Annotated in this window: 22 protein-coding genes and 1 pseudogene; 8 read left to right on the top strand and 15 right to left on the bottom strand. The window is 69.3% G+C overall.

All coding sequences use genetic code 11. From position 1 onward, the window contains the following. Positions 1-118: 118 nt before the first annotated feature. The 4 genes and pseudogenes from AB0C30_RS30595 to AB0C30_RS30580 all read left to right on the top strand — a co-directional run. Positions 119-400: pseudogene (locus tag AB0C30_RS30595) on the top strand (roadblock/LC7 domain-containing protein); the annotation flags it as partial. Then, positions 397-789, top strand: a complete 393-nt coding sequence (locus tag AB0C30_RS30590; protein WP_357951163.1) for a DUF742 domain-containing protein — start codon at positions 397-399, stop codon at positions 787-789. The pseudogene AB0C30_RS30595 and the gene AB0C30_RS30590, both read left to right, overlap by 4 nt. Further along, positions 770-1,357 carry an ATP/GTP-binding protein gene (locus AB0C30_RS30585; protein ID WP_357951161.1) on the top strand — a complete coding sequence of 196 codons (588 nt, stop codon included), beginning with the start codon at positions 770-772 and terminating at the stop codon, positions 1,355-1,357. The genes AB0C30_RS30590 and AB0C30_RS30585 overlap by 20 nt, the downstream gene beginning before the upstream one ends. A gap of 91 nt (positions 1,358-1,448) precedes the next feature. After that, on the top strand, positions 1,449-1,988 hold the full coding sequence (locus tag AB0C30_RS30580) for a hypothetical protein (RefSeq protein WP_357951159.1): 540 nt from the start codon (positions 1,449-1,451) through the stop codon (positions 1,986-1,988). A gap of 10 nt (positions 1,989-1,998) precedes the next feature. On the opposite strand, the gene AB0C30_RS30575 is transcribed toward AB0C30_RS30580, so the two are convergent. Both AB0C30_RS30575 and AB0C30_RS30570 read right to left on the bottom strand, forming a co-directional pair. Then, positions 1,999-3,609, bottom strand: coding sequence for a cation acetate symporter (locus AB0C30_RS30575; RefSeq protein ID WP_357951157.1), 1,611 nt, complete (start codon positions 3,607-3,609; stop codon positions 1,999-2,001). Beyond that, positions 3,606-3,935 (bottom strand): DUF485 domain-containing protein, encoded by a 330-nt coding sequence (locus AB0C30_RS30570; RefSeq protein ID WP_357951155.1) that lies wholly within the window; start codon positions 3,933-3,935, stop codon positions 3,606-3,608. Before AB0C30_RS30570 ends, AB0C30_RS30575 begins: the two co-directional genes overlap by 4 nt. A 410-nt stretch (positions 3,936-4,345) precedes the next feature. Here AB0C30_RS30570 and AB0C30_RS30565 point away from each other — a divergent pair, with 410 nt between their 5' ends. Continuing rightward, positions 4,346-5,443: a helix-turn-helix transcriptional regulator gene (locus AB0C30_RS30565; RefSeq protein WP_357951152.1), complete on the top strand. Its 1,098-nt coding sequence runs from the start codon at positions 4,346-4,348 to the stop codon at positions 5,441-5,443. Between the two features lie 6 nt (positions 5,444-5,449). Here AB0C30_RS30565 and AB0C30_RS30560 read toward each other — a convergent pair whose 3' ends face one another. Genes AB0C30_RS30560 through AB0C30_RS30545 form a run of 4 tightly spaced genes read right to left on the bottom strand, consistent with a single transcriptional unit; the run spans position 5,450 to position 9,627 of the window. Next, positions 5,450-6,280: a carbohydrate ABC transporter permease gene (locus AB0C30_RS30560; protein ID WP_357951150.1), complete on the bottom strand. Its 831-nt coding sequence runs from the start codon at positions 6,278-6,280 to the stop codon at positions 5,450-5,452. Further along, positions 6,277-7,179, bottom strand: coding sequence for a sugar ABC transporter permease (locus AB0C30_RS30555; protein WP_357951147.1), 903 nt, complete (start codon positions 7,177-7,179; stop codon positions 6,277-6,279). The genes AB0C30_RS30560 and AB0C30_RS30555 overlap by 4 nt, the downstream gene beginning before the upstream one ends. Continuing rightward, positions 7,176-8,429 carry a sugar ABC transporter substrate-binding protein gene (locus tag AB0C30_RS30550; protein WP_357951144.1) on the bottom strand — a complete coding sequence of 418 codons (1,254 nt, stop codon included), beginning with the start codon at positions 8,427-8,429 and terminating at the stop codon, positions 7,176-7,178. Before AB0C30_RS30550 ends, AB0C30_RS30555 begins: the two co-directional genes overlap by 4 nt. A 34-nt stretch (positions 8,430-8,463) precedes the next feature. Beyond that, positions 8,464-9,627: an aminotransferase class I/II-fold pyridoxal phosphate-dependent enzyme gene (locus AB0C30_RS30545; RefSeq protein ID WP_357951142.1), complete on the bottom strand. Its 1,164-nt coding sequence runs from the start codon at positions 9,625-9,627 to the stop codon at positions 8,464-8,466. A gap of 11 nt (positions 9,628-9,638) precedes the next feature. Between AB0C30_RS30545 and AB0C30_RS30540 the strand changes: the two genes are divergently transcribed. Beyond that, complete coding sequence (locus AB0C30_RS30540) at positions 9,639-10,640, top strand: LacI family DNA-binding transcriptional regulator (RefSeq protein ID WP_357951139.1); 1,002 nt, start codon at positions 9,639-9,641, stop codon at positions 10,638-10,640. A gap of 3 nt (positions 10,641-10,643) precedes the next feature. Here the strand turns inward: AB0C30_RS30540 and AB0C30_RS30535 are convergent, their stop codons facing one another. Genes AB0C30_RS30535 through AB0C30_RS30520 form a run of 4 tightly spaced genes read right to left on the bottom strand, consistent with a single transcriptional unit; the run spans position 10,644 to position 14,499 of the window. Then, positions 10,644-12,131: a cation acetate symporter gene (locus AB0C30_RS30535; protein ID WP_357951136.1), complete on the bottom strand. Its 1,488-nt coding sequence runs from the start codon at positions 12,129-12,131 to the stop codon at positions 10,644-10,646. Next, positions 12,128-12,541 (bottom strand): hypothetical protein, encoded by a 414-nt coding sequence (locus AB0C30_RS30530; protein ID WP_357951134.1) that lies wholly within the window; start codon positions 12,539-12,541, stop codon positions 12,128-12,130. The genes AB0C30_RS30535 and AB0C30_RS30530 overlap by 4 nt, the downstream gene beginning before the upstream one ends. Continuing rightward, positions 12,538-13,287, bottom strand: a complete 750-nt coding sequence (locus AB0C30_RS30525) for a LytTR family DNA-binding domain-containing protein (protein ID WP_357951131.1) — start codon at positions 13,285-13,287, stop codon at positions 12,538-12,540. The genes AB0C30_RS30530 and AB0C30_RS30525 overlap by 4 nt, the downstream gene beginning before the upstream one ends. 33 nt (positions 13,288-13,320) lie before the next feature. After that, positions 13,321-14,499, bottom strand: a complete 1,179-nt coding sequence (locus AB0C30_RS30520) for a histidine kinase (RefSeq protein WP_357951129.1) — start codon at positions 14,497-14,499, stop codon at positions 13,321-13,323. A gap of 78 nt (positions 14,500-14,577) precedes the next feature. Between AB0C30_RS30520 and AB0C30_RS30515 the strand changes: the two genes are divergently transcribed. Then, the gene (locus AB0C30_RS30515; RefSeq protein WP_357951126.1) at positions 14,578-16,767 is read left to right on the top strand and encodes an FdhF/YdeP family oxidoreductase; all 2,190 of its coding nucleotides are present in this window, start codon (positions 14,578-14,580) and stop codon (positions 16,765-16,767) included. Next, entirely contained in the window at positions 16,764-17,990 is a 1,227-nt protein-coding gene (locus AB0C30_RS30510) for an OFA family MFS transporter (protein WP_357951123.1), read from the top strand. Before AB0C30_RS30515 ends, AB0C30_RS30510 begins: the two co-directional genes overlap by 4 nt. Here AB0C30_RS30510 and AB0C30_RS30505 read toward each other — a convergent pair. Genes AB0C30_RS30505 through AB0C30_RS30485 form a run of 5 tightly spaced genes read right to left on the bottom strand, consistent with a single transcriptional unit; the run spans position 17,968 to position 20,694 of the window. Next, positions 17,968-18,381 (bottom strand): HIT family protein, encoded by a 414-nt coding sequence (locus AB0C30_RS30505; protein ID WP_357951120.1) that lies wholly within the window; start codon positions 18,379-18,381, stop codon positions 17,968-17,970. The two genes, AB0C30_RS30510 and AB0C30_RS30505, sit on opposite strands and share 23 nt — an antisense overlap. A 19-nt stretch (positions 18,382-18,400) precedes the next feature. Beyond that, complete coding sequence (locus tag AB0C30_RS30500; RefSeq protein ID WP_357951608.1) at positions 18,401-19,099, bottom strand: DUF1838 family protein; 699 nt, start codon at positions 19,097-19,099, stop codon at positions 18,401-18,403. A 29-nt stretch (positions 19,100-19,128) separates the two neighbouring features. Further along, positions 19,129-19,569, bottom strand: coding sequence for a protease inhibitor I42 family protein (locus tag AB0C30_RS30495; RefSeq protein ID WP_357951117.1), 441 nt, complete (start codon positions 19,567-19,569; stop codon positions 19,129-19,131). 25 nt (positions 19,570-19,594) lie between these two features. Next, positions 19,595-20,317: a DUF3618 domain-containing protein gene (locus AB0C30_RS30490; RefSeq protein WP_357951115.1), complete on the bottom strand. Its 723-nt coding sequence runs from the start codon at positions 20,315-20,317 to the stop codon at positions 19,595-19,597. Continuing rightward, the gene (locus tag AB0C30_RS30485) at positions 20,314-20,694 is read right to left on the bottom strand and encodes a phage holin family protein (protein WP_357951113.1); all 381 of its coding nucleotides are present in this window, start codon (positions 20,692-20,694) and stop codon (positions 20,314-20,316) included. Before AB0C30_RS30485 ends, AB0C30_RS30490 begins: the two co-directional genes overlap by 4 nt. Positions 20,695-20,723 lie beyond the last annotated feature (29 nt).

Here is a 20,723-nt window from a genome sequence, read left to right as displayed (position 1 = left end):
CTCTATTACTCCTGGCTCCCCAGATGTCGTGTGGGCGCTGTCTCGGGCGGCCCCCCCAGCTCGGGTGTGGGGGGGGGGGGGGGGTTTTGGGGGGGGGGGGGGGGGGGCGCCCCCCCCCGACGGTGAGCATCTGTCAGCGGTGGCCTCCGGGCTGCAGAGCCTGGCCAAGGGTCTGTCGGAGCATGTGAGCGGTGGCGTGGTAAAGCAGACGGTGGTGGAGTGGCGCTCGCGATTCCTCATCGTGACCGTGGCGGGTGAACGGGCGTGCCTGGCCGTCCTGTGCGCGCAGAACGCGGACATCGGCCTGGTCGCCTACGAGATGGCCATGCTCGTCGCCCGGGTCGGCCAATACCTCACCTCGGGCGCCCGCGCCGAGGCCGTGGCCAGGGGTGATCGGTGAACACCCCTGGCCACGGCCCCACGGACGGGCCCGAGGACGAGCACTGGGTCGATCCGGAGATCATCCGGCCCTACGTGGTGACGCGGGGGCGGACCCAGCCCACCCACGGCAAATTCGACCTGATCTCCATGGCCCTGGCCATCGGCCCGACGCCCGGTCCCGAGGCCGGGCTCGACCCCGAACATCTGTCGATCCTGCGGCTCTGCCGCGAGCCCAAGTCCGTCGCCGAGATCGCCGCGCACCTGGACCTGCCCGCGGGCACGATCCGGGTGCTCCTCGGCGACCTGTTCGACAAGGAACTCGTCTCGGCCCAGGAACCGCAATCCGAGGTGGACATGAACGATATGAAGATGTACAGGGCGGTGCTCGATGGCCTTCGATCGCTCTGACCGCCCGCGCCTGCCGACCGCGATCAAGATCCTGGTCGCGGGTGGTTTCGGCGCGGGCAAGACCACGCTGGTCGGCGCGGTCTCCGAGACGCGCCCCCTGCGGACCGAGGAGATCCTGACCGACCGCGGCATCGGCATCGACGACATCTCATCCGTGGAGGCCAAGCGGACGACGACCGTGGCGATGGACTTCGGCCGCATCACGCTCAGCCCCGACTACGTGCTGTACCTGTTCGGCACGCCGGGGCAGGAGCGGTTCTGGTTCGTCTGGGACGAGTTGGCCGAGGGCTCGCTGGGCGCGGTCATCCTGGCCGACACCCGCCGCCTGGCCGACTGCTTCCCCTCGATCGACTACTTCGAGCGCCGTGGCACGCCGTTCGTGGTGGCGGTCAACTGCTTCGAGGGCTCGCGGACGTTCGAGCTCGACGAGGTACGGCTGGCGCTCCAGCTGAACCCGTCAATCCCGATCATCATGTGCGACGCCAGGAAGCGCGACTCGAGCAGGGAGGTGCTGATCACCCTGGTACAGCATTCCGCCAAACTCCGCGCGGAGCCTGTGGCTCCTTGACGCCGGTCGGAGCGCGGCGGTCGTGGCTGCTTGACGCCGGTCGGTGCGCGGCGGATCTTGGCAGGTAACCGCTGCTGAGGGGGGCCGCCCCATGACGACGTCCGGCGACGACCTGCTGTCCGAGCGGGTGGCGGGCGGGATCCTGCCGAAGGTGCTCACCACGTTCGACATGGTCGCCATCTTCGTGGCGATCGTGCTGTTCATCACGAACGCCGCGGTGATCCAGAGCGCCGGTCCGGCCGCGTTCGGCTGGTGGATCATCGCGTTCGTCTTCGCGGCCGGGCTCGCCTACCTGCTGCAGGGCAACGCGGCGGCGACGAACCCATGGGACTTCGCGGCCTGGAGCCCGTCGGCCGAGCACGGGATCAACCTCGGCAACTGGAGCTTCTTCGGCCTGGCGGTGCTCGCCTTGCTCGGCGTCGAGGTGCCGCTGAACATGGGCGTGGAGATCCGGCAGGACCGCGCGGTCACCCGCTACCTGCTGTGGGGCGGCTGCCCAAGGCCGTCTCGCACGTCAACGCGCAGGAGGTGCCGGACGTGGCGGTCTGGATCCGCTCGTGGTGGGGCCCTGCTGTACCTGCTCGGCGCGGGTGGCAGACGAAAGGGCCCGGCCGGAGCCGGGCCCCTTTGACCAGCGGGTGTCAGTGCTCGGCCGCCTTCTCGGCGCCGACACCGGTGAGCGAGCGGACCTCGATCTCGGCGTACTTGGCCGCGTTGTACTCCTTGCTCAGGATCGTGCCGAGGTAGCCGAACAGGAAGCCCAGCGGGATCGAGATGATGCCCGGGTTGCTCAGCGGGAACCAGTTGAAGTGCGCCGTCTTGAACAGGGCCGTCTCCGAGCCGGACACCACCGGCGAGAAGATGACCAGCAGCAGGGCGGAGATCAGGCCACCGTAGATGGCGCTGACCGCGCCCGCGGTGTTGAACCTCTTCCAGAACAGGCTGTAGAGGATCGCCGGCAGGTTGCCCGAGGCGGCCACCGCGAACGCCAGCGCCACCAGGAACGCGACGTTCTGTCCCTGCGCCAGGATGCCGAGGCCGATGGCGACCGCGCCGATGACGAACGCCGAGATGCGGGCCACCAGCACCTCCTCGCGCTCGGTGGCGTTGCCGCGCCGGAACACGTGCGCGTACAGGTCGTGCGAGAAACTGGAGGAGGAGGCCAGCGTGAGCCCGGCCACCACGGCCAGGATCGTGGCGAAGGCCACCGCGCCGATCAGCGCCAGCAGGATCGTGCCGCCCGCCGAGCCGAGGAACGTCTCGCCGACGGCCTTGGCCAGCAGCGGTGCGGCCGTGTTGCCCGCCTTGTCCGAGGCGGCGATGGCCTTGCTGCCGACCAGGGCCGCCGCGCCGAAGCCGAGGACCAGGGTGAGCAGGTAGAAGACGCCGATGATGCCGATGCCCCAGAGCACCGACTTGCGGGCGTCCTTGGCCGTCGGGACCGTGTAGAAGCGGATCAGGATGTGCGGCAGGCCCGCCGTACCGAGGACCAGGGCGAGACCGAGGCTGATCAGGTCGATCTTGCCCGTGAGTCCCTGCGCCGCCGTGGCGTACTTGCCACCCGCGTTGAGGAATGCCTCGCCCTTGCCGCTCTGCGTCGCCGCGTCGCCCAGCAGGGACGACAGGTTGAAGCCGTAGTGGCCCAGCACCAGGAGGGTGATCAGGGCGGCGCCGGTCATCAGCAGGACGGCCTTGACGATCTGCACCCAGGTGGTGCCCTTCATGCCGCCGAACACCACGTACACGATCATCAGGGCGCCCACCCCGACGATCGTCCACGCCTTGCCCGAGGGGCTGGTGATGCCGAGCAGCAGGCCTACCAGGGCGCCCGCGCCCACCATCTGCGCCAGCAGGTAGAAGATGCTCACCGTGATCGTGGACACGCCCGCGGCGGTCCTGACCGGGCGCGGGCTCATCCGGAAGGCCAGCACGTCGGCCATCGTGAACTTGCCGGAGTTACGCATCAGCTCGGCGACCAGCAGCAGCGCGACCAGCCACGCCACCAGGAAGCCGATGGAGTAGAGGAACCCGTCGTAGCCGGACAGGGCGATGATGCCGGCGATGCCGAGGAAGGACGCGGCCGACATGTAGTCGCCGCCGATCGCCAGGCCGTTCTGCACGCCGCTGAACGACCGGCCGCCGGCGTAGTAGTCGGCCGCGGTCTTCGTCTGCCTGCTGGCCCAGAACGTGATGACCAGCGTGAGCGCGACGAAGGTGAGGAATAGGATGGTGGCCAGGGTCTCGGACTTCACTGGGTCTTCTCCTCGACCTCGTGGCGGAGCTTGTCGGCGATCGGGTCGAGCTTCTTGTCGGCGTGCCTGGAGTACGCCCACGCGATCCAGAACGTGGAGACGAACTGCAGCAGGCCGAAGATCAGCGCCACGTTGATGTTGCCGAACAGCTTGATCCCCATGAAGTCACGCGCCCACCCGGACAGCACCACGTAGAGCAGGTACCACACCAGGAACGCCGCGGTCATCGGGAACGTCCACCGCCGGAAGCGCCGCTTCAGGTCCTGGAATTCGGCGCTCCCCTGAATCTCTTCATAGACGGATGCGTCATGTTGTTTAGTCGTCACGAGCCCTCCACTGTGATGCGGATCACGCACAAGATAGGAGCGAAACCTATCCTTCGTGGAGGCCCCTGGGGAGGCTGTTCGGCGAGCCGCCGCAGCTCAGCGCCTAGTTGGGAGGGAGTTGCGGCGAAAGGTCGCATCCACGCGATGAACGGTCACGACGACTAGCACCGGCGCCGCGATGAACGGTCACGGCAATTCGCGCCTGCATCGTGAACAGCCAGCCACGGCGCGAACCGGCCCGGCTCCTTGAGCGAGCTGACATCTCACCACCAGTAACTCATCTGCCACCTTGCCTCCTTACAGCACACTCGGGGCGAAAGGCCATCAGGTTCATACTTACTCTGAGTGATCAAATGACTACCCTGAGAGGCGATTGTGGTGAGCCCTCCCGCCATGCTGATGTGATCGGCGTGATTCCATCGGAGGATCGGCTCTTCCGCGAGCTCAACGCGGCGATGGGGCAGGGCGCCAGCCCCGACGAGCTGGGTGAGGCGATCTCGCGCGCCGTCTCGCGGTGGGTCAGTCATGACGCGCTGCGGCTGGTCGGCACCAGCCCGGCGACCGGGCTGGGGCTCGGGTCCTTCAGCTTCTGGCACCGCTACGAGCCGGCGCTCATCCGCGCGCTCGCGATGAGCCGCTACCTTGACGACGATCCGTGCCGCCCGGCCGCGCTGGCCCGGCGGCCCGTGCCGGTGGGCCTGGTGGGCGCGGGATGCGACGGCAGCCGCTGCAAGCAGCACGGCGAGGGGCCGTGCGACCTGCACGGCGACCGGCTGACGCGGGAGGTGCTGCTGGCACACGGTGCGGGCTGCGAACTCCGACTGCTGCTGCGCGACTCCCGCGGCGTGTGGGGGTTGCTCGGGCTGATCCGCTCGGAGGGCGGGCGGCCGTTCGGCGCCGAGGACGCGGACAGAGCGGTACGGCTGGCCCCGGCGCTGCTGGCCGCGCTGCGCCGCTATGTGACCGTCGCGCCGCTGACCCCGTCGTTCCCGGTGCTGCCCGCGGGCCTGATCGTGATAGGCGCCGACCACGCCGTCCGCGCGGTCACGCCGCAGGCCCGCGCGTGGCTGGCGCAGATGTGGACGCCCGGCCGGTGCGACCTGCCCGACTGGCTGGCCGACACGTCGATGATCGGCCTGTCACTCGACACGCGGACGTACGCCCGCGACCCCGACTCCTGGCGCCCGCTGATCTGCGCGCCGGCGGCCAGCTTCGGCCGCTGGACGGTGATCGAGGGCCAGCCCCTCTCCCCCGACGGCGACGGCGATGTGGCCATCGTCATCCAGGCGGCCACCGGCCCGCTGCTGCTCCCCTCCTTCTGCGACTGGTACGGCATCACGCCGCGCGAACGGTGCGTCGTGGAGTGCCTGTACGACGGCGCGGCCCCCAAGCAGATCGCCCGCCGCCTCGACCTGTCGGTGCACACGGTCAACGACCACCTGAAGGCGGTGTTCCGCAAGACCGGCGCCAGCGGCAGAGACGAGCTCATGGCCGCGCTCACCGGCTGACGGTCGTCACCCCTTGACCGCGCCGGCCGTGAGCCCTTCGACGATGTAGCGGCGGATCGCGGCGAACAGCACCAGCGTCGGCAGCACCGAGACCACGGTGGCGGCGGCCATCGAGCCCCAGTCGATGTCGTACTGGGTGATGAAGGAGTTCATGGCGACGGGGATGGTCTTGGCGTCCTCGCTGTCGATGAACGTGATCGCCAGGAACAACTCGTTCCAGCACTGCACGAAGGCGAAGATGAACGTCGCGGCGATGCCCGGCAGCATCACCGGGATCACCACCCGGACCATGGCGACCAGCCGGGAGGCCCCGTCGACCTGCGCGGCCTCCTCCAGGGCCACGGGGACGCGCTCGTAGAAGCCGCGCATGATGATCGTGGAGAACGGCACCAGCATGGCGACGTACACGAGCATGAGCCCGGCCAGCCGGTTGAGCAGGTCGAGGTCGGACATCAGCAGATAGAGCGGGCCGAGCGCGATGAACAGCGGGAGCATCTGGGTGACCAGGAAGGCCAGCATGAGCGCACCCCGCCCGGGGAAGCTGAAGCGGGCCAGCGTGTAGCCGCCGAGCACGCCGATCATGGTCACCGCCCCGGCCGCCACCAGCGAGACGAGCAGGCTGTTGAGCAGGTAGGTGCCGAAGTCGGCGAAGGAGAACAGGTCCGCGTAGTGCTCGAACGTCACGTTGCCCGGCCAGTATTTGATCGGCATCGAGAAGATCTCGGCCTTGGGCTTGAGCGAGGTGACGACGATCCAGTAGAGGGGGAAGAGCGTGATCAGCAGCCAGACGCCGAGCACGATCGCTTTGGCCAGGCGTCTCATCCTTTCTTGAATCATCGGGCCTTCTCGAATCGGGTGGCGTTCAGGTAGAAGACGCTGAAGGCGAGCAGCAGGCCGAGGACGAGCATGCCGACCGCGCCCCCTCGGCCGTAGTCGCCGCCGATCACCTGCTGGATGAGGAACGTGGTGATGATGTCGGTGCTCCCCGCGGGTCCGCCGCCGGTCATCGAGTAGATCAGGTCGGGGAAGTTCAGGATCCAGATGATGCGCAGCAGCACGATCAGCGCCAGCGTCGGCCGGATGTGCGGCAGCGTCACGTGCCAGAACTGCCTCAGCCGTGACGCCCCGTCCACGTCCGCCGCCTCGTAGAGCTCACGGGGCACCGACTGCAGGGCCGCCATGATCATGATGGCGAAGAACGTCACGCCGTACCAGACGTTGGCGATGATGACCGAGGTCATCGCCCACCCGGGCGTCGCGAGGAAGCCGATGCGGTGCTCGATGATCCCGCTCCTGAGCAGCAGGTCGTTGATCACCCCGAACTGCCCGTTGAACATCCACCGCCACAGCAGCCCGATCAGGAACCCCGACATCGCCCAGGGGAAGAACACCCACGCCTGGTAGAGCCCCCGGCCGCGGAAGTGCCGCCGCAGCAGCAGCGCCAGCCCGAAGCCGAGGAAGAACTGGAAGAACAGCGACACGACCACCCAGGTGCCGGTGTTGCGGAGCGCCGTCCAGAACCGGTCCTCGGCCAGCACGGCACGGAAGTTCTCCAGGCCCACGAACGGCGTCGAGGTCAGGTCGAACAGGTTGTACTGCTGGAAGGCGATGATCGCGCCGCGGATGACCGGGTAGTACGTGAAGAGCACCACGAAGACCACGCCGGGCAGCAGGCACAGGGCGATGAACCTGGCCTTGCGGGTGGTGAACGCGGGTCTGGCGGATCCCACGCTCACGAGACCTTCTTCGCCTGGTCCGTCCAGAACGCGTCCCACGACTTGAGCACCTCGGCCGTGGTCTTCTTGCCGGTGAGCAGCGCCTGCACGTCACGGTCGGAGTCGACCTGGAACTGGCTCCAGCCCGGGTAGTCGACCGGCCGGATCGTGATCACCTGCTTGGGGTCCTGCTGCGCCTGAAGGTAGGCCTTCCAGGCGCCCTGGGAGAACTGCGGGTCGCCCTGGGCCTGCTTGGAGATGGGGATGAGCGAGTTGCCCTTGGCGAAGGCGATGCTCTGCTTGGCCTCCGACAGGAACTGCACCAGCTTGACCGCCTCCTTGGGGTGCTGGCTGAAGGAGGTCGCGCCCCAGCCGGCGTAGCCGACCGGCTGGAAGGCGTAGCCCGACGGGCCCTTGGGGATCGGGGCCGTGGACCAGGTCTTGACCGAGCTCTCCTCGACCGTCTTGATCACTTCGGGGTCCTGGATGAGCATGCCGGTGACGCCCGAGGTGAAGCCCTGGACCATCTCCGGGTAGCCCCACGACACCGAGTCGGGCGGCGAGATCTCCTTGAAGATCTTCACGAACAGGTCCGTGGCCTGGACGGCCTCGGGGGTCGAGAAGATCGTCCGCTTGTCCTTGAGGAAGAAGGATTTCTCGGGGTTCAGGGCCTCGCCGTTGTAGGCGCTGATCATCTGGACGACGTAGTCGGCGCCGCCCTTGCCGCCCCGGAAGGAGTAGCCGAACCTGTCGCCCGAGGTCATCTTCTTGCCGGCCTCGTAGAGCTCCTGCCAGGTCGTGGGCGGCTGGGTCATGCCCCAGTCGGTCCGGTAGAACAGCGTGCGCTCATAGAAGCCGTACGGGATGAGGTACGGCTTGCCGCCGACCTCGACCGCCTTCTTCTGGGCCAGCTCGGTCAGGTCCGACCAGCCCGGCCAGTCCGTGGTCGGCAGTACGGCCAGCCAGCCGTTGTTGGAGAAGGACTTGGCCGTGTGGTCGCGGACCTCCAGGACGTCCAAGCCCTTCTTCGTCTGCAGGATCTGGGTGATCTTCTGGTCGGCGCTGTCGAGCGGCGGCGAGATCAGCTCCACCTTGATCTTCGGGTTCGCCTTCTCGAAGTCCGCGATCAAGGTCTTGATCAGCTTCGTCCGCTCGGGGCTGGTCAGGCTCTCGATCATGCGCAGCCGTACCTCTCCAGAGGACGACCCGGAGCCGCAGCCCGCGAGCACCAGGGTTGCCGCGACGAAGGACGCGAGGAGGGGGGTTCTCATCTGAGCCTCCAGAGAGGAAAGACAGCGCTGTCAATCACGCTAGGGGACTGGCACCCTCCAGCGCTAGACCGAGGTCCTTGATCAACGTATCGGCGGGTTCCAGCCCGACCGACAGACGGACCAGCCCGATCGGGATGCCCATGGTCGCTCGTACGCTCTCCTCGGTCGAGAGCGCGGGCGCGTTGACCAGACTCTCAAAGCCTCCCCAAGACACCCCGATCCTGAAATATCGCAACAAATCGATGAATGCTGCGACCACCGGCCGGGAGTCGGTGTCCAGTTCCAGGCTGAACAGGCTGGAGAAGCCGGACATCTGGCGAAGCGCCTGCGCGTGACCGGGATGCGAGGGCAGCCCCGGATAGTTGACCCGCCGCACCGCCGGATGATCCGCCAGGAACCCGGCCACCGCCAGCCCGCGCTCCTGGTGCGCCGCCATCCGTACCGGCAGCGTACGCAGGCCCTTGATCACCTTGGCCGCGTCGTGCGGCGACATGGCCGCCCCGTAGAGCTGGTACTCGGTCAGCGCCAGCGGCCTGATGAGCCGCGACGGCCCGATCACCACGCCGCCGACCAGGTCGCTGTGGCCGCCGATGTACTTCGACAGCGAGTGCACGACCAGGTCCACCCCGAGCGTCAGCGGCTTCTGGAACAGCGGCGTGGACCAGGTGTTGTCCATCACCGTCACCAGCCCCCGCTCCCGCGCCCAGGCGGTCACCTCCGCGATGTCCACGACGGCGTAGGCCATGTAGGAGGGCGACTCGAAGTAGAGTAGGCGGGTGCTCGCCGTGATAGCGCTGTCACAGCCTTCGAGGTCATCGACGTGCGTATGCGTGACGCCGAACTTCTCCAGGTAACGCAGGAACTGGGTGGTGGGCCCATAGACCGCGCCCAGCACCAGCACATGGTCACCGGCCTTCACCAGCGAGGAGATGGTCGCGGCGATCGCGCCCATTCCCGAGGCGAAACACTTGGCCCGCTCCCCCCGCTCCAGCGCGGCAAGCTTGCGCTGCGCCAGGTCGACCGTCGGGTTGGTGCCCCGCCAGTAGACGTAGCGCTCGTCCTCGTTCCTGATCGCCTCACCCAGTTCGCCGGCCGTCTCGAAGGTGAACAGGGAGTTCTCGAACACCGGCGGGTTGACCGCGCCCAGCATCCACGGCTCGTCCTCGCCCAGCCGTCCGCAGATCCATTCATCATCCATGGGGGCACCATATGACAGGCCACAAGGGAGCCATCAACCCGACCATGGCCGACGTCGCCAGGCGCGCGGGGGTGAGCCTGAAGACCGTCTCGCGGGTGGTCAACCAGGAGCCGCACGTGAGCGCGCCGCTGCGGCAGCGGGTGCAGGAGGCCATCAGCGCGCTCGGCTTCCGCCGCAACGAGGCGGCCAGCCGGCTGGCCCGCCGCGCCACCATGCTGACCCTCGGCCTGGTCATGGAGAACATCTCCAACGAGTTCTACTCCCGCCTGGCCAAGGCGGTGGAATCGGCGGCGGCCGACCATGAGGCGCTGGTCGTCTTCGGCTCGTACGAGGAGCGTCCGGAGCGGGAGCGGATGCTCGTGGAGTCCATGTACGCCCGGGGCGTCGACTCGCTGATCATCGTGCCGTCGGCCGCCGACCACGGCTGGCTCGGCGAGCACGGCGGCCTGACCACGGTGTTCGTGGACCGGGTGCCGCACGGCCTGGAGCAGGCGGACGTGGTGCTGCTGGACGACGTCAGGGGCGGCCGGATGGCGACGGAGCACCTGCTGCGGCACGGACACCGGCGCATCGGGCTGATCTCCGACGACGACGGGCTGAGCTCGGTCCACGACCGCGCCTCCGGCTACCGCGCGGCGCTGCGGGAGGCCGGGGTGGCGGTGGACGAGTCGCTGGTGGTGCGGGAGGTGTTCGACCCGTGGCGGGCCGGACAGGAGGTGACGCGCCTGCTGTCGCTGGCCGACCCGCCGACGGCGTTCTTCGCCACCAACAACCGGGCCGCGATCGGCATCCTCCAGGCGCTGCGCGAGCGTCCCGAACGCCCGGCGTTCGTGGGCTTCGACGACTTCGCGCTGGCGGAGGTGTTCAACCCGGGGGTGACGGTGGTGCGCTACGACGTGACGCGGCTGGGCCGCAGCGCGGTGGACCTGCTCCTCGACCCCTCGGACCAGCCGCGGCGGGTCAAGGTACCGGTCGAACTGATCACCCGCGGCTCCGGCGAGCAGCCTCCTTGAGACTCAGGACGAGCGGGGCCGCCAGTCGCCGCGGTCCAGGTCCAGGTCCTCCGGGGTGTGCAGGCGGACCATGGTCCGCGCCACTCCCGCCGGGACCCGGTGCGGCGTCAGGAACGACACCGACACCATCACCGCGAACGCGATCGGCACCGTCCAGGCGGCCGGCTGGGCCAGCAGGGCGCCCGCGAGCCCGTCGTACGGCCCGCCGGTGATCGTGGCCAGCACCGCCGCGCTGGCCAGGCCGCCGCCCACGAGCAGCCCGGCCAGCGCGCCCGTGGTGCTGAGGCGGCGCCACCAGATGCCGAGCACGAGCAGCGGGCAGAACGACGAGGCCGCCACCGCGAACGCCAGCCCCACCACGTCGGCCACCGGCAGGGCCCGCGCCCACAGCGCCAGGGCCAGCGGCACCGCGACCGCCATGAGCGTGGCGGCCCTGAACGAGCGGACGCTGCCCTTGAGCAGGTCCTGGGCGATCACTCCGGCCACCGACACGGTCAGCCCCGACGAGGTGGACAGGAACGCCGCGAACGCCCCCGCCGTGACGAGCGCGGTCAGCAGGTCGCCCAGGGTGCCGCCGACCATCCGCTCCGGCAGGGTCAGCACGACCGCGTCGGTCCCCACCAGTTCGGGTACGTACAACCGGCCCAGCCAGCCGTACAGCGCGGGCAGCAGGTAGAACGCGCCGAGCAGCGACAGGACCACGAGCGTGGTGCGGCGCGCGGTCCGGCCGTCGGGGTTGGTGTAGAAGCGGACGAGTACGTGCGGCAGGCCCATCGTGCCGAGGAAGGTGGCCAGGATCAGCGAGTACGTCGAGTACAGGCCGTACTCCTTGCCGCCGGCGAGCGGCACCTGCCAGGTGGCCGCGTCGGCCGCGCTCACCGCCGGCGCCCCGTCCGCGCGCCACGCCATGAGCAGGAACACCAGCGGTACGGCCAGCGCCGTCAGCTTGAGCCAGTACTGGAACGCCTGCACGAACGTGATCGACCGCATGCCGCCCGACAGCACGTTGACCGCGACCACGGCCGCCACCAGCAGCCCGCCCACCCACACCGGCGCCCCGGTGACCGTCCGCAGCACCAGGCCCGCGCTCTGGAACTGCGGCATCAGGTAGAGCCAGCCGATGAGCACGACGAGCACACTGGCCGTGCGGCGTACGGTCATCGACTCCAGCCTGGCCTCGGCGAAGTCGGGCAGCGTGTACGCGCCCGAGCGCCGCAACGGCGCGGAGACCAGCACGAGCAGCACGAGGTAGCCGCCGGTCCAGCCGACGGGCAGCCACAGCATGTCGGCGCCGAACGACAGGATCAGCCCCGCCACCCCGAGGAACGACGCCGCCGACAGGTACTCGCCGCCGATCGCCGAGGCGTTCCACAGCGGGCTGACCGAGCGGGAGGCGACGTAGAAGTCGGAGGTGGTACGGGAGAACCGGATGCCGAACGCCCCGATGAGCACGGCCGCCACCACCACGATGACGACCGCGGTGAGGCTCATGGGCGTTCGACCAGGTCGGCGAAGTGGCGCTCGTTGCGTTCGGCCTGCCGTACGTAGAGCCACGCGCCCACGACGAAGGCGGGGTAGATGAGGCCGGCGAGCACCGCCCACGGCAGCGGGATGCCCAGCAGGTCCGCCTCGCGCAGCTCCGGGATGGCCAGGAACAGCAGCGGCAGACCGCCCACCACGCACGCCAGCACCGTGCAGACGAACAGGGCCAGCCGGAACTGGGTGCGTAGCAGCGAGCGCATGTACACCTCGCCGAGGTGCGTCTGCTCGTCGATCTCGCGGGTGGCCGGGTAGCGGGGGCGGCGCGCGGCGGCGGTGCGAGGGCTCGTCACCGTGACCCGGCGCGCCGTGTCGTGGCGGGCGAGCGGCACCCGGCGGGCGGGGCGGGGCTCCGGGCTCACTCCGGCCGTCCTCTCTTGGCCCGGCGGACGAGCATGTCGCGCAGTTCGCGGGTGTGGCGGCGGCTGACCGGGATCTCGGTGTCGCCGACCCGGACCGTGCACTTGCCGGAGTCGATGTGCAGCTCCTCGATGTGCTTGACCGCGACGAGGTGGCTGCGGTGCACCCGGACGAACCCGGCCGAGGCCCAGCGGTCCTCCAGCGTGGCCAGCGGGATGCGTACCAGGTGGCTGCCGGCGGCGGTGTGCAGGCGGGCGTAGTCGCCGTGCGCCTCGACGTACACCACGTCGGCGCTGGAGACGAACCGGGTCACGCCGCCCAGCTCGACCGGGATGGTGTCGGACTCGCCGAGCTCGACCGGCACGTCGGCCGAGACGGCCACCCGCCTGATCGCCTCGGCCAGCCGTTCGGGGCGCACCGGTTTGAGCAGGTAGTCCTCGGCCTTGATCTCGAAGGCGTCGACCGCGTGCTCCTCGTACGCGGTGACGAACACGACCCGGGGCGGATTGGCGAACTGCGACAGCAGCCGCCCGAGCACCACGCCGTCGAGCCCGCGCATCCTGATGTCGAGGAAGACGGCGTCGATCGGCCGGCCGTCGGCGATGGCCCGGTCGAGCAGCTTCAGCGCCGCGGCGCCGTCCCTCGCGGTGGCCACCTCCCCGATACGAGGGTCGGCGCGCAGTAAGTACGACAGGTCTTCCAGAGCGGGTAGCTCGTCGTCGACGGCGAGGACCCGGAGTTGTGCCATACACAGTGATAAAACCGACAACAAAGATCGAGGTCAACGGGCCGAGACGCCGGGGTGATACTTCGGCAACCTGATGTTGACCTTCGTGCCCGCGCCGGGGCCCGTCTCGACGACCAGCCCGTACTCGTCTCCGTACACCTGGCGCAGTCGCTCGTCCACGTTGGCCAGCCCCACGCCGCCCGCGGGGGCTATCTCACCTGCGAGGATGCGGCGCAGCTTGTCGGGCTCCATGCCGAGGCCGTCGTCCTCGACGCTGAGGCGGCACTCGGCTCCGGCGTCCTCGGCGACGATCGTGATGCGACCGACGCCGTTCTTGCTCTCCAGGCCGTGGCGGACGGCGTTCTCCACCAGCGGCTGCAGGCACAGGAACGGCACCGCGACGGGCAGCACCTCGGGGGCGATGCGGAGGGTCACCTGGAGCTGGTCGCCGAAACGGGCGCGTTCCAGGATCAGGTAGCGGTCGATCGAGCGCAGCTCCTCGGCCAGCGTGGTGAACTCGCCGTGCCGGCGGAAGGAGTAGCGGGTGAAGTCGGCGAACTCCAGCAGCAGCTCGCGGGCGCGTTCCGGGTCGGTGCGGACGAAAGACGCGATCGTGGTCAGCGAGTTGTAGATGAAGTGCGGCGAGATCTGCGCCCGCAGCGCCCGTACCTCGGCCTCCATCAGCAGGGTGCGGGAGCGGTCCAGCTCGGCCAGCTCCAGCTGCGAGTCCACCCAACCGGCCACCTCCTGGGCGGCCCTGACCAACCCCGCCGAGGCGTGCGGACCGTAGGCCGCCAGCGCGCCGACGACCCGGTCGTCGGTGGTGAGCGGTACGACCACGGCGTGCCGGATCGGGCATTCGAGCAGCTCGCACTCGATGGCGAGCACCTGGGTGCGGCCGTCCTTCAGCGTCGCGCCCGCGTGCTCGAACGCCTGACCCGCGTGGTGCTCCCCCGCGCCGTCGTAGACGAGCAGCCGCTTCCCGTCGGTGATCGCCAGCGCCGACGAGCCGAGCAGCGTACGCAGGTGCCGCGACGCCTTCTGCACGGCCTCCTCGGTCAGCCCGGCGCGCAGCGGCGGCCCGGCCAGTGAGGCGGTGTGCAGGGTCTCGAACGTGGCCCGCTCGGCCGGGCTGGTGCCCAGCTCGCGCCGCCCGCGCAGGACCCTCCAGAGCACGATCGCGGGCACGCCCACGAGCACGGTCACCACGGCGACTCCGACCAGGTATTCCACGCCGCCGGAGCCTAGTGCCCGCCTTGACGCTTCGACAGTCCCGATCTACGTTCCGACAAAGAGCAAGGAGTTCCTGTCATGGGCCTCGATCCGAAGAACTGGGCCGGCCTGAAACCGTTCGGGCTCGGCGAGCAGAAGCCCAACAACTACCTCGAGATCTGGAAGGCCGTCCGCGAGAACCGCGGTCAACGGCGGTATGCCTGGCGGATCCTGCGTGACGGCGCCTGTGACGGCTGCGCGCTCGGCACCACCGGCATACGCGACTGGACGATGGACGAGGTCCATCTGTGCAACATCCGCCTGCGGCTGCTGCGGCTGAACACGATGCCGCCGCTGGACGGCGGGCTGCTTTCTGACGTGTCGCAGCTGGCCGGCAAGAGCAGCGCGGAGTTACGCGACCTGGGCCGGCTGCCGTACCCGATGCTGCGGGAGAGCGGCGAGGCCGGGTTCCGGCGGATCGGCTGGGACGAGGCGCTGAACCTGGCCGCCGACCGGCTCCGGCAGGCCGGGCCGGACAAGTTCGGGCTCTACATGACCAGCCGCGGCGAACCCAACGAGAACTACTTCGCCGCGCAGAAGGCCGTACGCGCGCTGGGCGGCAACTCGATCGACAACGCGGCCAGGATCTGCCACTCGCCGTCGACCGTGGCGCTGAAGGGGTCGCTCGGCGTGGCCGCCACCACCTGCTCCTACGCGGACTGGATCGGCAGCGACCTGATCGTCTTCATCGGCTCGAACGTGGCCAACAACCAGCCGGTCGCGATGAAGTACCTCTACCACGCCAAGAAGGAGGGCACGAAGGTCGCGGTGGTCAACACCTATCGCGAGCCCGGCATGGACAAGTACTGGGTGCCGTCGAACATCGAGAGCGCGGTCTTCGGCACCCGGATCACCGACCGGTTCTTCCTGGTGAACGTGGGCGGCGACGTCGCGTTCCTCAGCGGCGTGCTCAAGATGATGATCGACAACAACTGGGTGGACCATGAGTTCGTCGACTCGCACACCGCGGGCTACGCGGAGCTGGCCGAGTCCCTGAGCAAGCGCTCGTACGAGGAGCTGAGCGCGCTCTCCGGGGCGTCGGAAGACGACATGCGCGAGCTGGCCAGGATGCTCCACGAGGCGAAGACCGCCGTGCTGGTGTGGTCGATGGGCGTCACGCAGCACGAGTTCGGCGAGGACAACGTCCGGTCGATCATCAACCTGGGGCTCACCAGAGGCTTCGTGGGCCGCGAGAAGTCCGGGCTGATGCCCATCCGCGGCCACAGCGGCGTGCAGGGCGGCGCCGAGATGGGCGCCTACAGCACGGCGCTGCCGGGCGGCCTGGCCGTCACCCCGGAGAACGCCGCCACGTTCGCGGAGCTGTGGGGCTTCGAGGTGCCCTCGTCGCCCGGCCGTACCGCCCCCGAGATGCTGGAGGCCGACCTGGACGTGCTGATCTCCAGCGGCGGCAACTTCCTGGAGGTCCTGCCCGACCCGGCCGCCTGCCGCCGGGCGCTGGCCCGGATCCCGCTGCGGGTGCACATCGACATCTGCCTGTCGAGCCAGATGCTGGTGGAGCCCGGCTCGGCGGTGCTCCTGCTGCCCGCCCAGACCCGCTACGAGATGATCGGCGGGGTCACGGCCACCTCCACGGAGCGGCGGATCATCTTCTCCCCCGAGATCCCCGGCCCGCGCCTCCCCGAGGCCTGGCCGGAGTGGAAGATCACCACCGAACTGGCCGCCCGAACACGTCCCGAAATTTCGGAACACGTGCGCTATACCGGCACGCCGCAGATCCGCGAGGACATCGCCCGGTCCGTCCCCGCCTACGCGGGCATCGAGAACCTCAAGGCCAAGGGCGACAACCTCCAGTACGGCGGCCCGCTGCTCTGCGCGGGCTGGAAGTTCCCCACCCCCGACGGCCGGGCGCGCTTCTCGGTGGTCGAGGTGCCGCCGCTGAACCGCCCCGACGGCACGTTCGTGGTCACCACCCGCCGGGGCAAGCAGTTCAACTCGATGGTGTACGAGAAGCGCGACGCCCTCACCGGAGCCACCCGCGAGGCCGTGCTGATGAACCCGATCGACGCCGACCGGCTCGGCCTGAAGGACGGCGACCCGGTACGGCTGAAGAGCGACACCGGCGAGCTGACCGGGCGGGTCGTGCGCGCCCCCGTCACGCCGGGCAACCTGCAGGTCCACTGGCCGGAGGGCGAGGTGCTCATCGACCGGAACAAGCGCTCGCCACAGGCGGGCATCCCCGACTACAACGCGGTGGTGAGGGTCGGATGAATCGCTGGTTACTCGCGGCGGCCGCGGTACTCTTCCAGCTCGCGCTGGGCGCCGTCTACTCCTGGAGCGTGTTCTCCAAGGCACTCCAGGCCAAGGCGAGCGACTTCGACCTCACCAAGGCGGAGGCCGCGCTGCCGTTCTCGGTGACGATCGGCATGATCTTCCTGGGCACCTTCATCGGCGGCCGGATCCAGGACGTACGCGGCCCGCGACCGGTCGCCCTGGCGGGCGGCGTGCTCTACTCGCTCGGCATCCTGCTGGCCGGCTTCGCCGCCGATCACTCCCAGTTATGGCTGCTCATCCTCGGCTACGGCGTCATCGCGGGCTTCGGCCTCGGGCTCGGGTACATCGTGCCGATCGCCATGCTGCAGAAGTGGTTCCCGGACAAGCGCGGGCTGATCACCGGGATCGCGGTGGGCGGCTTCGGCTTCGGCGCCGTGGTGACCTCGCCCGTCGCGCAACGGCTGGTCGAGGCCAATCCGGCGGTGCCGACCAGGGCGTTCCTCACGCTGGGCGTGGCGTACCTGGTGATGACGCTGGTGGGCGCGTTCTTCTTCCGCAACCCGCCGGCCGACTACCAGGTGGCCGCGACCGGGCGGATCGCCGCCAGCGGGCGCGAGTACACGCAGGGCGAGGCGCTGCGTACGCCGCAGTGGTACCTGCTGGCCGCCATCCTCTGCCTCAACGTGACGGCGGGCATCGCGCTCATCTCGGTGATCAGCTCGGCCGCCACGTCCATCGCCGGCTACACCGCGGCCGCCGCGGCCACGCTGACCGGCGTCATGGGGCTGTTCAACGGCGCCGGGCGGATCTTCTGGGGCTGGATCTCGGAGCGGACCGGGCGGATGTTCGCCTTCGCCGGGATGCTCGGCCTGCAGGGGATCTGCTTCCTGCTGCTCGGCCACGCCTCGCAGGTGGCCCTGTTCGCGGTCCTGTCGGCGGTGGTCTACCTCTGCTACGGCGGCGGGTTCGGCACCATGCCCGCCACCGCGGGCGACTTCTTCGGCCTGCGCAACGCGGGCGGCATCTACGGGCTGATGATCGTGGCCTGGAGCGTCGGCGGGATCGTCGGACCGCTGCTCGCGGCCGCGCTCATCTCGGGCGACAACTACACCACGGCGTTCACCGTGATCGGGATCATCGCGCTGGTGGCCCTCGTGCTGCCGCTCGTCACCCGGCCGCCGAAGGCCGAGCGGGTCGTCACTCCGCAGGAAGCGCTTTAGCGATCAGCTCGGCGTAGGACCGCGCCTCCTCCTCGGAGGCGTACTTGGTGCGGGGCCAGAAGAAACCGCGCAACCCGTCCTTCGGGTTGCGCGGCACCACGTGGACGTGCAGGTGCGCCACGCTCTGACTGATGCGGTTGTTCATCGCGACGAACGTACCGGCCGCCTCCAGCCCCTCCTCGACCGCGCGGGTCACCAGCTGGACCCGCTCGAAGAAGGGGCCGACGTCGCCGAGCTCGCCGAAGGTCTCGACATGGAGCCTCGGTACGACCAGGACGTGGCCCTTGAAGACCGGGCGGACGTCGAGGAAGGCGACGACGATCTCGTCGGAGTGGACGATGTGGGCGGGCCGCTCGCCCGCGACGATCTCGCAGAACAGGTCGTTGCTCACCGGCCGACCCTACCGGGCCTTATCGGGCGGACTTGTCGGCGAAAGCCGTCCAGCTGGTCACGTTGGGCGCCGACCACTCCTCGGGCGCGTGCAGGAAGTGCTCGCCCACGTGCGCGCGGAGCCGGTCGGGCACCTCGGTCGTCTTGTGGCCGCGGCAGTGGTAGACCAGCCCGCCCTGGCGCTGCCCCATCGCCATCCACGGCAGCCACGGCGAGACCCGGCACCACGAGAACACGCACGGCACACTCGGCTCGCCGGAGTCGAGATCCTTGGCCGAGGCGAAGAACTGGAACAGCTCCAGCGCCCGATAAGTGTCACTGGCCGAGTTGTCGGGATAGTCGGCGACCTTGAGCGGCGACGGGTAGGCCAGCCGGATGTCGGCGTTGAAGACGACCTGGTCACCGAGCCTGGTGGTGGGCACGGGGTAGGCGCCGAAGCGCTGGTTGACCGGGTCGTTGAACACGTGCCGGACCTCGACGGACGCCCCCGTGAACGGGTTGTCCCAGGTGTCGATGATCTCGCGGGACTTCGGGTCGAGGTAGGCCGCGGCCTCCCTGGTCAGCATCTGCCAGCCGCCGTCGACCTCGACCGCCCTGGCCACGTTGACGCCCTCGAAGCCGAACAGATGGTGCGGGCCGTCGTCCTGCTGCCAGCCGTAGACGTCACCGGTCCACCACGAGATCGTCTCCGCGCCGTCGGTCGAGGCGCGCACTCGCATGAAATCCACAGGTCTCCCCCACGGGTGCTCTATTTGACGACGACCGCGAAGATCGCTTCGCCCGACTGCGCCTTGCTCTGCTCGTCGACCGGGCTGGCACCGGCGCTGGGGCAGCGCCAGCAGTCGTACAGCCTGATCTCGGTGTTGCCCGGGTGCTTGCCGTTGAAGACGAAGTAGCTGGTGCCGCCCGAGCCCGTCCCGCCGCCTTCGCTCTTGTATTCCTTGCTGATGAACGAGGCCACCTTGGCGTCGGGCACCGCCACGAGGCGCCACTGGTCACCGACGGACGGGTTGTCGACCACGGCCAGCGAGAACCGCTGGCCCGCGCCGACCTCCACTGTGACCGTCGAGCCCTTGGCGCCCTTGATGACCTTGCCGTAGTCGCTGACGGCCGACCCCGCGCCACAGCCCGTGCCGGCCCCCAACATGAGGAGGGCCAGCAGGGCGGTGGCGGCCGTTCGACGAATCACTCAGGCAGGCTATCGGGATCGGGGCTCACTTGCTCCTGTTGCGCCTCATGATCCGGCGCAGGACCAGGGCCACGAGGGCGCCGGCGGCGGCGATGACCAGCACGGGGCGCTTCCTGGCCTCCGTGGTGACCTTGTCGGCCGCGTCCTTGACCTGGTCGGGGGTGACATCTCGTACCTTGTCGGCCACCTCGGCGGCCTTGTCCTTCGCGACATCCGCCACTACGACGGCCTTGTCCTTCGCCAGTTCGGCCACGGCGGCCGCCTTGTCCTTGGCGACCTCGGCCACTTCGACGGCCTTGTCCTTGGCGACCCCGGCCACCTCCGTGGCCTTGCCCTTCGCCGCCTCCGCCGCGTCGTTCGCCCGGCCCCTCACGTCCGCCTTGTCGGCCAGGGCCGCCACGGTGTCGCCAAGTTCCTGACGGGTGTCCTTGATGTTTTTGTGCACGTCGTCCTCTTCCTCATCCTCGTCGTTGGCGTGCTCCGCCCTCACAGACTCCGTCTCGCCTTCCCGGGCCCCTACCGCCTCGGTGCGCTCGTCCACCACGGGGGGTTCGGGGATGAAGGTCTCGTGCTCCTGGCGGGCGGCCTCCGCCTTCATCGCGTTCTCCACCGCGCCCGGCCTGGTCGGCGGTACGTTGACGGACTCGTGGTCCGTCGGCATACCGACCGTCGTCCGGCGGGCGCCCACGTCCCCGGCGTGCTGCTCGCTATATCCCTGCCCGCCGTATTCGGGGTCCGTCTCACTCATCGCCGAGCCCTCTCCTTGACCACGTCGATATCGGCCTTGACGCTGGCGATCGTCTCTTCCGGCACCAGCGGCGCGGCCTGCTTCACCTGGTTCTTGCCCATGAGACCCAGCACGGCGGCGACAACGAACAAGACACCCGCCACTATCGCGGCAGCCGCCCAAGCGGGCATCACCAGGGCGAGCAGCAGAATGACGGCGGCCACCAGAGCGGCACCGCCGAAGAACGCGGTCATTCCCGCGGCCCCGAACAGGCCCGCGCCGAACCCCGCCCGCTTGCCCTTCCGCGTGAGCTCCAGCCGCGCCAGCCGCAATTCATCCCTGACGAGCCGGGAGACCTGCTCGGAGAGATCGTTGACCAGCTTGTGGGTGTCGTTCACGTCGCCTCCTCTGCCGAGGAGGCGACTAC

The sequence above is a fragment of the Nonomuraea sp. NPDC048901 genome (assembly GCF_040649695.1).
Classification (GTDB): Bacteria; Actinomycetota; Actinomycetes; order Streptosporangiales; family Streptosporangiaceae; genus Nonomuraea.
The sequence above is the reverse complement of the archived record's forward strand: the minus strand, read 5'-3'. Positions and strand labels throughout refer to the sequence as shown.